The sequence below is a fragment of the Natroniella sulfidigena genome (assembly GCF_023223645.1).
GTDB classification, from domain to species: domain Bacteria; phylum Bacillota; class Halanaerobiia; order Halobacteroidales; family Halobacteroidaceae; genus Natroniella; species Natroniella sulfidigena.
Map to the genome: position 1 here is coordinate 45,898 of NZ_JALKBY010000013.1, position 13,267 is coordinate 59,164.

General features: G+C 32.9%; 9 protein-coding genes. All 9 read right to left on the reverse strand.

The features are described 5' to 3' along the window. Window positions 1-2: 2 nt before the first annotated feature. The 9 genes from MWH28_RS09470 to MWH28_RS09510 all read right to left on the reverse strand — a co-directional run bounded on the left by MWH28_RS09470 (window position 3) and on the right by MWH28_RS09510 (window position 13,201). Window positions 3-836, reverse strand: coding sequence for an FAD binding domain-containing protein (locus MWH28_RS09470; protein WP_248619120.1), 834 nt, complete (start codon window positions 834-836; stop codon window positions 3-5). A gap of 103 nt (window positions 837-939) precedes the next feature. Then, the gene (locus tag MWH28_RS09475; protein WP_248619121.1) at window positions 940-1,548 is read right to left on the reverse strand and encodes a nucleotidyltransferase family protein; all 609 of its coding nucleotides are present in this window, start codon (window positions 1,546-1,548) and stop codon (window positions 940-942) included. A gap of 276 nt (window positions 1,549-1,824) precedes the next feature. Then, the gene (gene yqeC, locus MWH28_RS09480; protein WP_248619122.1) at window positions 1,825-2,550 is read right to left on the reverse strand and encodes a selenium cofactor biosynthesis protein YqeC; all 726 of its coding nucleotides are present in this window, start codon (window positions 2,548-2,550) and stop codon (window positions 1,825-1,827) included. Window positions 2,551-2,554: 4 nt separating this feature from the next. Then, the gene (locus tag MWH28_RS09485; protein ID WP_248619123.1) at window positions 2,555-3,634 is read right to left on the reverse strand and encodes an XdhC family protein; all 1,080 of its coding nucleotides are present in this window, start codon (window positions 3,632-3,634) and stop codon (window positions 2,555-2,557) included. A gap of 690 nt (window positions 3,635-4,324) precedes the next feature. Continuing rightward, a complete protein-coding gene (locus MWH28_RS09490; protein ID WP_248619124.1) occupies window positions 4,325-4,741 on the reverse strand; it encodes a HepT-like ribonuclease domain-containing protein in 417 nt (138 codons plus the stop codon). 14 nt (window positions 4,742-4,755) lie between these two features. Next, window positions 4,756-5,046, reverse strand: coding sequence for a nucleotidyltransferase family protein (locus MWH28_RS09495; RefSeq protein WP_248619125.1), 291 nt, complete (start codon window positions 5,044-5,046; stop codon window positions 4,756-4,758). A gap of 208 nt (window positions 5,047-5,254) precedes the next feature. Continuing rightward, entirely contained in the window at window positions 5,255-8,743 is a 3,489-nt protein-coding gene (locus MWH28_RS09500; RefSeq protein ID WP_248619126.1) for a UvrD-helicase domain-containing protein, read from the reverse strand. Next, window positions 8,744-11,575 (reverse strand): PD-(D/E)XK nuclease family protein, encoded by a 2,832-nt coding sequence (locus MWH28_RS09505; protein WP_248619127.1) that lies wholly within the window; start codon window positions 11,573-11,575, stop codon window positions 8,744-8,746. 237 nt (window positions 11,576-11,812) lie between these two features. Further along, on the reverse strand, window positions 11,813-13,201 hold the full coding sequence (locus tag MWH28_RS09510) for an SPL family radical SAM protein (RefSeq protein ID WP_248619128.1): 1,389 nt from the start codon (window positions 13,199-13,201) through the stop codon (window positions 11,813-11,815). Window positions 13,202-13,267: the final 66 nt, after the last annotated feature.

A 13,267-nucleotide genomic window follows, 5' to 3' on the forward strand; every position in this document is an offset into this window, starting at 1 on the left:
TCTTAATCAGCTGACTTAATAGCCCTTTTAACTAATACTCCAGTTACCTCTTTACGATACCAATCTGTAGAACGTTGATCAGTAATTGGGGTAATACTATCAGTTATCACTTTAACTAACTTGTTTAAGTTATTCTCACTAATTTCATCAAACCAATCCAAATCTAATAATAATGGTGTTGGAGCTACACCACCTAAAGCTACCTTCAATCCAGATATATTTCCACCTTTATCTATATAACTAACAGCACTATTTACTATAGCAATCTCATGAGCTTTCCTCTTACCTTCCTTTAAAAAGGAACTCTTTAATTCTTGAACAGGAGCAGGCAAAATTACAGAAAGAACAAAATCTCCATCTTCTAATTTAGTCTGACCAGGGCCAACAAAGAAATCTTTAAGCCTTAGCAAGATCTCTTGCTCCTTCTTTCTAACCCTCAACTTAGCATCATAAACCAAAAGTGCCGGAATAAGATCAGCAGCCGGCGAAGCATTACAGATATTCCCCACCACTGTTGCCAAATTTCTAGTCAAAGGAGAACTATGTTCTAAAGCACTCTCTAATAAAGCAGGGTAATGCTCCTGAACCGCCTGATTCTCAATCAACTGATTTACACTTACCAACGCACCTATTTCTAATCCTTCTTCATCAAAATTAATAAAGTTTAACTCTTCAATCCGTTTTAAATTAACCAGATTCTCTAAGTCAATTTGACCATGCTTCCACCTTAACATCAAATCAGTTCCACCCGCTAATAAATGATAATCTTTTCTTTCATTTAAAACATCTACCGCTTCTTCAATAGTTTCAGGTTGATATAGTTTGAAATTTTTCATCTTGCTCCCTCCTCTCGTTATACATATTTCTGCTTTTATTCATTTTCTCCTTCTTAATTGTCTGAAAATTTATACTTTTTTCTGTTTTTTATGACAAATTAAACTAAGAATCGACAAATTGATCTCTAATTACTTTCATTAACCTTTCGTAATCAGCTTTAGTATCAATATCAAAACTAACACCACTATCATCTACTAATACTTCATTAACCTTTGTTTGGTATTTAACCAATAAATCCCTAGCTCCTTTGTCCCCTCTAACCTCAAGCATCTCCTTTTTTAATTTTCTAGCAAAGATTACTGGATTGCCCCGTTGTTCTTTATACTCTGGAACTACTATTAATTCTTCACCTGACTTAAATTCACTGATCAACTGATTAATTGTCTCTTTTTTAACTAATGGTAAATCTCCTAACATACAAAGAATTCCCGTAGTTTCATCATCGACCTCTTCTAACCCCGCAACCAAAGAAGTACTCTGCCCTTGTTGATAATCAGGATTATAACAAAACCTAACATCATAATCTATCAGTACCTCTTTTATTTTTTCAGCCTGATATCCTAAAACAACAATGATCTCATCTACATCTGACTCTACTAAAGTAGTTATAACCTGCTCTATCATTCTTTTTTTTCCTACATAAACCAACTGCTTAATCTCATCTCCAAATCTAGCCGATACTCCAGCTGCCAACACTATAGCCGTTATCACTCTTAAACACCCCCCTTAATTAGCTTATCCTCTTCTAAATTACAATTATGTGGCACTTTTAGTGCCACATAATTGAGTTGACAGTTTACGGTTTACAGTTTACAGTTAATATCAAAATCTTAAGAGCTATAAAAAACCTTAAAATTATAGCTTTAGATTGGTTTTGGGTTTAAGTTTTAAATGGTTTTAACTGTCAACCGTCAACTGTTCACTGTCAACTGATATAAAATTCAATTTCTATATTAGCACAACGGGTTATATTCTTAATTTTAACTCTCAATTTTTAATCATCACTTCCTCAACTCCTGCTCTTGCCAATCTTTGAGCTAGTCTGGTAGCTTCACAAGGTCTATCCATCTCACCTACCTGATTTAAAATCACAACAACTCTACTCTTTTTCTGTTGGCCCGATAAATCATATCCTTCCTGAGCTAACAACACTTGCTCTATTAGATCAATCGTAATTGGTTGACCTATTTCAAAATCATTACTAATCTTGTTTAACAAACCAACACGATGTAAATTTTCTGCATTTAACTCACAACCTACTATCCTCATTCCTACCATTATCACTAACAAATCCGTACTCTCAGCAACAACAGGCTCTTGAGAATTAGGAATCTTAAAATCTCTACAAGCAGCTCCATCTGCTTCAACTAATAATATTGATTCACTTTTAAGCTCAGCTAATCGATCAAGCCATTCTTGATCAAGACCAATCAACTTCCCTTCTTTAGTAACTTTTTTGGCTAATCCTACTAATCTCTTTTCAAAATTATCTACTTCTTGGGCCAGTTGATTAAATTGATCACTAATCAATAAAGAATCAACCTTACCTTCAAGCTCTGAAAATAACATTTTAGTTGTTGTTGTTGCTATTATTTTACATGTGTATAGCTCCTTCAACTCCTCTAATAATCTCACCAAAGTTGAAGTCTTTCCCCCAGCTCCTACTATAGAAACTACTTCACCTGGTCTAATCTTTAATTTTTGGGCTAGCATGAAATTAATTCCTCACATTAATAACTTCAATAAAGACGTCCATCTTGCCTCCACAGATCATACCTTCATCCGCTGCCAGATCACTAGAAAAATTAAGTTGATAACTAATAGCTTGCTCTGAGCTATGAAATAAATCCAAAGCCTTCTGCTTAACCTCTGCTTCTCCACAGCCTCCACCAATTGTACCGACTGTTCTCCCATCTCGTAAAATTAATAATTTGGCCCCTGGCTTGCGAGGAGTAGAACCACTTGTCTTAATAATAGTTGCTAATGCCAACTGATCATATTCCTCTTGATAATCAGCTAAAAAATCAATAGCCTCTTCTCCTAACCTACCACTATCTTTCTCACTTCTTCTAACTTTAATTATTTCTGATAAAATACTAATTGCAATCTCTGGTACAGTCTCCGAACCAATATCGATTCCAATTGGAGCTTTAACACGATTTATCTCTCTTTCAGAATAACCTGTTTCTCTCAAGCTATCAAAAATAGCCTTTACTTTTCGTTGACTACCTAACATACCAATATAGCGAACATTAAAATCCAAAATCTGCTCCAAGCAGTCATAATCATAGCGATGTCCTCTAGTAGCAACTACTATGTAATCAGCTTGAGTAATCTCCAATTCAGCCGTTAATTTCTTAAAATCAAGACAAAGCACCTGATCAGCTTCTGGAAATAATCCCTTATTAGCAAATTTAGGTCTATCATCAACAATTACTAACTCAAAATCAAGCTCCTTAGCAAATTGATATAAACTCTGGCCAATATGCCCTCCTCCCAAAATAATTAATCGTGGATTAAGCTTATAAGGCTCAACAGAAAAGAGTAAAGATTCAGACTTCAGTTGACAAACTTTCAATTCATTACCTGTCAAAACTTCTTTAGCTTGGTTCACTACTTTATCTAACTCATTCTCTTTTAAGCAAATATCTGTTGGAGTTAAATAATCCCCATCTTCCTTAACTAACATCTTCTTTCCCAACAATTCAGGATTAGATGATTCTATAATTGTAACTAAAGCTATCTTCTCTTTATCTTCTACGCTAGTCAATAGTTCAGAAAAAATATCAATTGACATAATTATTTCCTCCTTCAATAAATTAAATTCAAATAAACCAAAAGATAATTTAACATGATTATTAAACTTTTTTAAAAAATAAAAAGACTTCCCCACTTTTATTAAACTTATTTAGAAAATAAGCAAACAAAAAGGATGAAGTCATTAAAAATAACATTCAACAATCAAGTACATTCCCCTGCAAAAAAATAATAAAATCATACACTTTATTTACCTCTGGTATCATTACTTATTGAAATATCAAATTTTGCTGATAATATATCCAATGATAAAACCAAAAAGATAAACAGCTATTATATCCTCTTCTTCTTTAAAGTAACCTTTTATCTAATTCCCCTTCAATCTCAATCACCTAAATCACCTCTTACCCTTATAATACCATAATTTGATAACCTTTAAAATAAAAAAAGTCAGCTTTGTCTAGAAACTGACTAGAGATTAATCATTTTTGTTGGCCCGCTACTTAAGAGCAATACTAAATATAGATCCAAAATTCCTTACCCAAATTCAACCAAACCATTTAAGTAATATTATTAGGTAAGTGCTTATTACAAGGGAGAGAATCTTTTGGAAGTTAGGAAATAATGGTGCAATAGCTCCGAGAATATTATGATAAAAAGCTCTACTTCAAAAATTATTCCTATAATAAAAAAGCCTACCATATGGTAGACATTAATCTTAATAATATTATTAGCCCTTGCCTTCTTTTTTCAACTTAGCCAATAACTTTTTTGCTTTGTTACTCCTTTTCTTCTTTAACCTTTTATATCCTTTAACCTCAAAGATCCTTTTTAATCCCTTCTCTAAATCATCTAATTCTTTTTCAACTATATTCCACACTAAGACAAGATCAACTCCTGAATAATCATGAATTAATTTATTTCTAGTACCTATTATCTCTCTCCAAGGAATACTATCAAATTCTTCTTGTAACTCTTTACTAATTTTATTAGCTGCTTCTCCTACTATTTCAAGTTGCCTAATAACAGCACTATGTACTAGCTCGTCTTCTATAAACTTTTCTAAACCAATATCCTTAGTAAATTTTTTAATTCTTCCAATAGCATCTAAAATATCATTCAAATATAATTGATTATCCTTTGACATAACATCCCCCTTTATCAACAATACAACAGCTTTACATCCTTTTCTATCTCATCAACTATATATGGACTAATAGATTCCTCTGTTAATAAATCAACCTTTCTACCAAATAAATTTGTTAATTTGTTTTCTAATCTGATCAAATCAAATAGAGTCTTATCTTTATTTTTATATTTAATAATAATATCAATATCACTTTCTTCTTTTTCCTCACCTCTAGAAACAGAACCAAAAATACCCATTATTTCAATCCCTTCAGCCTCGCAAATTTGATTAATCTCTTGTTCGTAACATTTTAAATCAAGCATTCTATTCACCTCTTCTACTTCTTATATCATCATTATATCATAATATACTTAATCCTCAACTTGTTTATTCTCATTCCTTATTTATTATTATACGTGTTAACTAGGTTCTTGTCCAAAAGCTCTAGGGGACGTAACATTCAGCTATATACTTTAAAACTCTGTTACTAAGACTTATTAGTAACCTAATCCCATAATTTTGACTACTCTACTAGATTATCTCCTGCAACCTTTCACCTTGCTCACCATTGACAAAATAAAGATATCCATTTACTTCTTCCTGCCCACTTATCTTCTTAACTGCTTGTTGATAGATCTTGATTTGCTCTCTATATTTCTCTACTAACTCTACTATATCTTCTGGCTTATTAATTCGGTTCGTCTTCCAATCAACTACCGCTAATCTTCCATCATCCTCTTTGAAAATAAAATCAATTATTCCTCTGATCTTATTCTCTTCAGTTTCTAGATAAAAAGGAACCTCTCCTTGATATTTAGCTTTGATTAGTCGTTCAAACTGCTTACAACTTCTAAGTTTAGAAATCATATCTACTACTTCATCCTTCAGGCCTTTATACTGCTTATGCTCAGGATATAAGTTGAAAAGATAATCGAAATCTACTTCTAAACCCTTAGAGAGCAATTCAATTCCTTTATGGACTATACTACCTTTCAACCCTCCATAATCATCATTTAATAATGAAATATTAAGCTGCTGCTCACCTTCAACTTCCTGCTTATCCTTCATTAATTGGGAGGGAGTTACTATCTTCTTGCCATAATTAAAATCAGCTGTCAGATCTATTATGTTATCTTGAACAAAGCTTTCAGACTCCTCTTGAATAGTTATTGAATCATCGCTCCCTTTACTAATAGCTATTACTAACTTTCTGCCTTCTAATTCAACCTTAATTTGATCGCTCTCTTTCTTTCTTGCTAGAAACTCTGCTAAATCATAATTTAACCCCTCATCTAGTAACCATTTAAAGCTATTATGTAACTTAGGCTTCTTTTCATCTACTACTCCAGACAAAAATAACATCTCTTCTGCTCTGGTAACTGCTACATAAAAGACCCTCTTCTCTTCCATCAGCTCTCTCTTTTTAAGCTCTTGTTTTAGAATACCATAGGTGAAATTCTCTTCCTTCTTTAACTGCTCATTATAATATCTTAAGCCCAGATAGTTTTTATTCTCTATCTCATCACAGATAATAGTCGAAGTATTACTTCTCAGTCTACTATTCATATTAGCTAAAAAGACTACAGGAAACTCCTTACCTTTAGAGGCATGGATGGTCATTAATCTCACCTTACCTTGCTCCCCACTTTCTGCTACTTCTGCTGTTTCTTCTTGTTCTTGATTATTAATTAGCAATTCTAATTCCTTAACAAATTTATATAGATCTCCTTCATTATGGTAGCTAAATTCAGCAGCCTCCTTTAATAGCTTTTCTAAATTAGCCAACCGTTGCCCTGATAAATAACTCCTATATGCTCCACAATCGATCAAGATAGTATCGATCAAACGATCAATACTAACTCTATTCCTTAACTCTAACCAGCGATTAAACCTTTCTTTACTCTGCTGATCAATCTTAAATACCCGCTCTAATAAGCTCTCATCAGTAAACCTATAATTTTTACTATCAACCATCAGACTAAATAATTGATCATCACTTAAAGCAAATAATGGGCTTCTCATTAAACCAAAGGTAGTTAAATCATCTTGGGGAAAGATAAGACTCTTTAACGCTAAATAGATATCATAAATCTCCTGTCGTTGATAAAATCCTACTCCGCTTACCGTTTGATAAGGAATATTATACGCTTCTAAAGCCTCTTCATACGCCTTCAACCTAGTTCTACTTCTGATCAAGATAGCTATATCTCCATAATCAACAGCAACCTTACCTCCATCTTTAGCTATCTTCTTCTGAGAATTATTTACTAACCACTTGATCTTGCTAGCAATAGTCTCCCCTTCAGCCTCTGCACTACTATAATCTTGATCACTATCAGGCTTAGCAGTAGCTAATATTTCTAGATGTGAATCTAATTGCTCCCTCACCTCTTCAGAAAATCTAACTCCACGTCCATAGTCAAGAGATTGATAAGCTACATCATACTCATTCTCTTCAACCATTATCTTGGCAAAGACTAGATTAACAAAGTCGATAATCCCTTGGTTAGAACGAAAATTATCCTTGAGCTTAATCACCTGATCCTCTTTCTTAGTAGGAGAAATCTCTTCTAAGACCTGATTAAAGATCCTAATATCTGCCCTTCTAAAACCATAAATTGACTGCTTGGGATCTCCTACTAAAAATAACTTATTTGGGGCCAACTCTTGATAGGAACGATCAACAGTTACTAACGGGCCAACAATCTGCCACTGAAGCGGATTGGTATCTTGAAACTCATCAACCATAATAAAGCTAAACTCAGCCCTTAACTGTTGGACTAAATCATAATCCTGCTTGAATAACTCTACAGTCTGTTGCTCTAAATCTAAGTAATCTAAATATCCCTTACTCTCTTTTAAGTGCTGATACTCCTCTTTGATTAATTGATAGATTCTTAATATTGATCCTAATATTTCAGGCTCTAGCAAAGCATCATCCTGCTCAGTAACTATAATTGGAGTACCATTCTTGTGAGGCATTAACTCTAGGATAGCACTCCTTAATCTCTTATGTAGCTTATTAACAGCTAGTTTGCTTTGATTGCCACCTTCCCAATCCCCTGCTGTCATTGCTCTGTAGATACTAAGCTCTTTATCTTTATCAAAGTTATAAAAACAGCGAATCAGCTCAAAATGTAACTCTAACAACTCCAGCTTGGTATTATTCTTTTGATCTTTAGAATACTCACTCAGCTTACTAGCTAAATTCTCATATAACTTAATTATCTTTTTAACTACAATAACACCTTCAGACTCATTCTGAGGTTGATACTGATCTAAAGCTTGAATCATTCCTTGGATCTCTTCATCTGCTAGATAGTCCTTAATTACTCTCAAGTTGATATCATAAACTAGCTCTCCTAAATCACCATTGATCTGATTTGAATCCCTACTAACTAATAGCTCATCTAATCTACCTCTGATAGTCAACATACTCTTAAAGAGATCAACTGACTTCCTCTTACCATAACTGAAAGTTAGTTGCCATAAATCCTGATAAACCTCTTGCTCAGATGACCCCCTAATCCGATCTATAACATTAATGATTGCCTCATCCTTTAACCGTTCCTCTTCAATCCCTTCTAAAACTCTAAAGTCAGCTCTGACCCCTGCCTTAAAGAAGTATTTACGTAAGATCTCACTACACAAAGAATGGATTGTAGAGATTCTTCCCTGATTTAAATTATCCAAAATATAAAAGATCCACTCCGACTCCTTTGAACTTAGCTGATCGCTATTTTGACTGAGATACTGCTCAAATCTCTCTCTAATTCTATCTTTCATCTCTCCAGCTGCTTTTTTAGTAAAGGTAATCGCTATAATCTTATTTAAAGCATCCTGCTGATACATCAAACCACCTTCTGCAACTGGACGCAATAATATCTCTAAATAACGCTCCGTTAAGACTCTAGTCTTACCACTTCCTGCTCCCGCATTAATCGCTAAATTCTTATCTAAAGTAATTACTGCCTGCGCCTGTTCAGCAGTAAACTCAATCCCTCTAATCTGTTGGCCCATTTATAACTCCTCCTTTCTACAAAAGAGTTGACTTTGACAATAACTACATCCACTCTGCTCTTCTTCTAGTGAGTACTTACCCTGCTTGATCCCTTGAATACAAGATTTAATCAACTCCTTAGTCTCTTCTAATCTTGCTCTAAACTCTTCAGTCCTTTGATCCTGATTAGTTTTCTGGATTACCCCACTATTAATTATCTTCTTACAGCCGATCCTATCATCTGGTCTCAATCCATAATAGCTACCAAAGGCAACATCAGCCCCAAACTCTTTTTCCACCGCCATAATATAAAGTGGAATTTGAATCGGATTAGTAGTTAAATTTTTATTAGTAACCTTACCACTCTTATAATCAATCACACCATAGACATCCTGCTTCTGATTATAATCTATCCGATCAACCCTTCCTGAAAACTTATACCCTTCAATCACTTCTAGAGATTTAAACTCCCACTCTGCCTCTGCAAAACTAAAATCATCGATCTTAGTCCTACCTAGTTTAGCCTCCTTCTCTGCAGCTAAGAATTCTTCAAAGATTGGCCCTAGTTGCTTATCTTGTAAATAACGATGCCCTTCTGCTTGCCAATAGAAATTTTTCTCAAACAATGGATAATTAGAGAGTACTTGCTCGACTACATTAAGTAATTTTTCTTCAGCAAATTGATAATTGTCATCATTAACCCTATCTCCAAACTGACCATGAAATTCCTCTACAATCTGATGTAATATTCTCCCGCGTTCTACATTATGTACTTCTTCATTATATTCAACAGTTCCTAATTCAAAAATATGATCAACAAGAAAGGCAAACGGACAACTATTATATTTTTCCAACATATGAGCAGAATAATTGTAATCAGCATTGAATTTATTCTCCAACCACCTTAAATTATCTTCATCTTCAAGTAATCCCTGACAGCTACTGACCTCTTTACTAGCCCCTCTAACCTTTTGCGCCTCCTTAGTAGAATAAATAACTTTATTACCTTCAGCTATCTTACCCAAAATCTGCTCCTGATCTACTACTCTAAACAACTCCTGTAAATATGATGTAAGTAACGGTTGATCCTCATCTATAGCAGATGAATAAGTAACTATAACCTCTTTATTAGCTGCCAAAATATTATTAAAGAGAGTATATCTATCCTTGACCTGCTTGTCCTCTAGATCAACCCCCAACAATTCTAAATAACCCTTTAATGGCTCTTTGCTTACAGCAGGATATTGACTCTGGCTCATACCTAACAAGAAGATGTAGTCAAAATCTCCTGCCCTCAACTCTAAATTTCCTGTAACTTTAATCCCTCGCTGATTAGCAGGCTTATATTTACCTTCTAACATAGCTTCCTGCAATAAATCTATCCACTGGCTAATGGCTCTTTTCTCAGTTCCAAAAACCTTATTTAAGCCCTCAATTATCCCCTGGATACCTTGCCAAGCTGCTAATAAATCATCATTATTAGCTAAATCTACTTTTAACCCAAATTTCAACTCGATTAATAACTCACTCAACTTTCCCACAAATTTTCTAAACTGAACCTTTTCTTTTAGATCCCACTCTAAGACCTCTCTAAACAATCTCAAGACTTGATTAACCTCTTCTAACTCATCTACTTGAACCTCTTCTTCTAGATTATTAATTAACTTCCAACCTTCAACCTCAAATCTTAAACTCTTAAGTACCAGCTCTAAATCATCGGTGATCTTTCTTCCTAAGCCAAAATTAATTAAGTCATTATCTACTACAGCCAGTAACTGTTGATGATCAAAATTACCATCCAATACCTCCAATAATGCAAAGGCTGCCTTAGCAACTGGTGAAGCCAATAAAGGAAGAGAGATCCTGTTATCATAAACTAAATTATAATCAGCAAAAACACGATCTAAATCAGGTAAATAGTCCTCAGGACGAGAGAAGGCTAGTCCAATTCTATCAAGAGCTATACCTGTCTGGGCCAACTCCCTGATCTTTTTAGCCACAAAGTTTAGCTCATCCATCCTACTTTTAGCCTCTACTATCTGCAATTTATGCTCCAGATACTGCTCCCAGTTATACTTTTCTGCTTTAATCTGATTAGAAAAGAGATCCTGAATCAATCGATTATCTTGACTGGTTTTATCAACTAAAACAAAGCCTTCTGCTTCTAATCTAGCCACTACACTATCTAAATTACTAAATAACTTTTTCTTCTGCTGATGATAATCGATCAAGATCACAAAATCTTCCACATACTCTGCTAACTTCAAAATCAACTCTAACTCTACCCCTCTAATCACATAGAATCTAGCCAAAAATATCCTCTTTAGCTCAGGATAAAGATAAGTAAAATCTTCTGCTGATAATTTATCTAAGAGCACTTGATAAGCTTGCCATTTACTAATAAATCCTGACCCCTTTAATTTAGCCTGAAACTGCTGATAAATCTCTACTAACTCTCTTAATACCGAATCAACACCTTCATACTTAGATAGATCTATCATTTCTGCATCAATATTATTGATAAATTCCAATAAATATTTCACAGAATTATGATCAAAGTAATCATAATCTTGACTCTTCAATACTTCCTCTAATATATACTTTAGTTCATTATCAGTTAATATCTGAGACTGACCATCTACTTTGAAATACAACTCTCTAAATAAATGATCTAGAGAGATTATATTATTTAATTCTATTGCTTGTTCTTTACTATTTCTTAAAAGCTTCTCTCTCATAGTATTTTGCATTTCAAAGTAAGGGACTACATATAATAAATCTTCTTCTTTCAAATAGTAATCTAATCCTCTATTCTGCAATGGATTAGTCTCGCTATAGATTAACCTCTTCATTACACATACCACCCTCATTAGTAATTTATTGGCTTAAAACCAATATTATCTTACCATAGTATTCAAATTCTATACTTTCTTTAATTATCCTTGATAAGAGCAAGCGGGCCAACAGTTACATACAATTAAAAGGCCAGATCCGTTTAGAATCTGACCTTAAATCCTATTTATACTTAATTTAACTCTTTCTTTATCTTATCAACAATTTTTATATCGGCTGGTACATTAACCATACTATCATCCTTTATCATTTAATATGCTATCAAATGTATTTTTAAAATCCGAAACTACCTCTTTTTCTTTTATAAAATTCTTATGCTTCCCTTTCAAACCACAATACATTTTTTTACCATAGTCCATTTCTCGATTACAAATATAATCTTCTAAGCTATCTAATTCTATCTCTTCATTGTGATGGCATATTATAAAATTCAAATCATTCTCATTACAAAGATTTCTCAATTTTTTATATTGTTCTTCTAATTCTTCTTTTTTTATATAAAAATCTTTACCTTCTTTTTTCATTTCATCTCTTATATCAAATTTTTTTGGAAAACGATTATGCTCATCTTCTTCTAAGGCATCATTTATAAATTTAACAGTACCTTTATATTCATCTTCATCCTTATCATAAAAATTAGCTCTTAACCCATCCACAATTATTATTTTAGTTCCTCTCTTTTTTATCTCTGTAATTAAGTTTTTCATAGCCATTTCAAATACTTCTTTCAATATTTCTTTTAGTTTACCTTTTTCAACCTCTTCATATAAATTTTCATTTACATTCTTATATATTTTCATAGGATATAAAGGACTAATTCTCACTGCAGTCGTAATTCCTTTATCATTTAATTTACCTAATGCTTCCAATCTCTCATCAGGACTAGGAGCTCCAGGCTCAAGACAGTTAGCTAATTCTTCATCCAAAGTAGTAATTGTCATTTGAACATAGTAATTTTTTCTTTTTTCTTTGAGTTTATCTAAATACATATCTTCTGCAATCAAACTGCTTTTAGTAACAATTTTAGCTGGATAATCATAATCATTTAGCACTCCTAATAATTCACATGTGCTTTTTCTTGTTTTCTCAATTTCTTGAAACGGATCAGTTACTCCACCTATTCTTAAAGGAAGTTTCTGTGAAATTAGATATTTAGGTTCTTCTTTGATAATTTTAGCACTATCATTACAATCGATTAATTTAAGTTGTTTTTCTTCATTATTTTCATTTTCTATCTCCTCAAATATATTTTTTAGATATTTTACTGAATACACAGTTTGAGCATTTTTCCTTCCATAATTATTAAGTCCATTTTCATTTCCTCTCTCAATATATATATCTTTTTGAAAACAATAAGCACAATTATGATAACATCCATTTCCATATGGATCAAAATGCAGTGGATAATAACACTTTTGTTCTCTTCTTAATTTCAAGTTATATCCAGAACCTTTTTCTTCTTTCAAAATAGCTTCTAAATTCTCCATCATGTAAGATAACTTTTTAGAAATGTATTTTTCTTTTAACTCATTCGAAAGATCATTTTCTAAAGCTATTTTTTTAAGTTTTTCTATCATTTTCTTTAAAAGCTTTTCGTTTTTCTTGAAATAATTATCTTTTTCCATCTTATACCTCCTGATGAATGATATTACTTTCATAAGTGATTATATTAACTGATCTAGTTAACTATT

Excerpts from the sequence above, each read along its gene's own strand:
- MWH28_RS09470 (WP_248619120.1), bottom strand. The coding sequence starts at position 836 with ATGAAAAATTTCAAACTATATCAACCTGAAACTATTGAAGAAGCGGTA.
- yqeC (WP_248619122.1), bottom strand. The coding sequence starts at position 2,550 with ATGCTAGCCCAAAAATTAAAGATTAGACCAGGTGAAGTAGTTTCTATA.
- MWH28_RS09485 (WP_248619123.1), bottom strand. The coding sequence starts at position 3,634 with ATGTCAATTGATATTTTTTCTGAACTATTGACTAGCGTAGAAGATAAA.
- MWH28_RS09490 (WP_248619124.1), bottom strand. The coding sequence starts at position 4,741 with ATGTCAAAGGATAATCAATTATATTTGAATGATATTTTAGATGCTATT.
- MWH28_RS09495 (WP_248619125.1), bottom strand. The coding sequence starts at position 5,046 with ATGCTTGATTTAAAATGTTACGAACAAGAGATTAATCAAATTTGCGAG.
- MWH28_RS09500 (WP_248619126.1), bottom strand. The coding sequence starts at position 8,743 with ATGGGCCAACAGATTAGAGGGATTGAGTTTACTGCTGAACAGGCGCAG.
- MWH28_RS09505 (WP_248619127.1), bottom strand. The coding sequence starts at position 11,575 with ATGAAGAGGTTAATCTATAGCGAGACTAATCCATTGCAGAATAGAGGA.
- MWH28_RS09510 (WP_248619128.1), bottom strand. The coding sequence starts at position 13,201 with ATGGAAAAAGATAATTATTTCAAGAAAAACGAAAAGCTTTTAAAGAAA.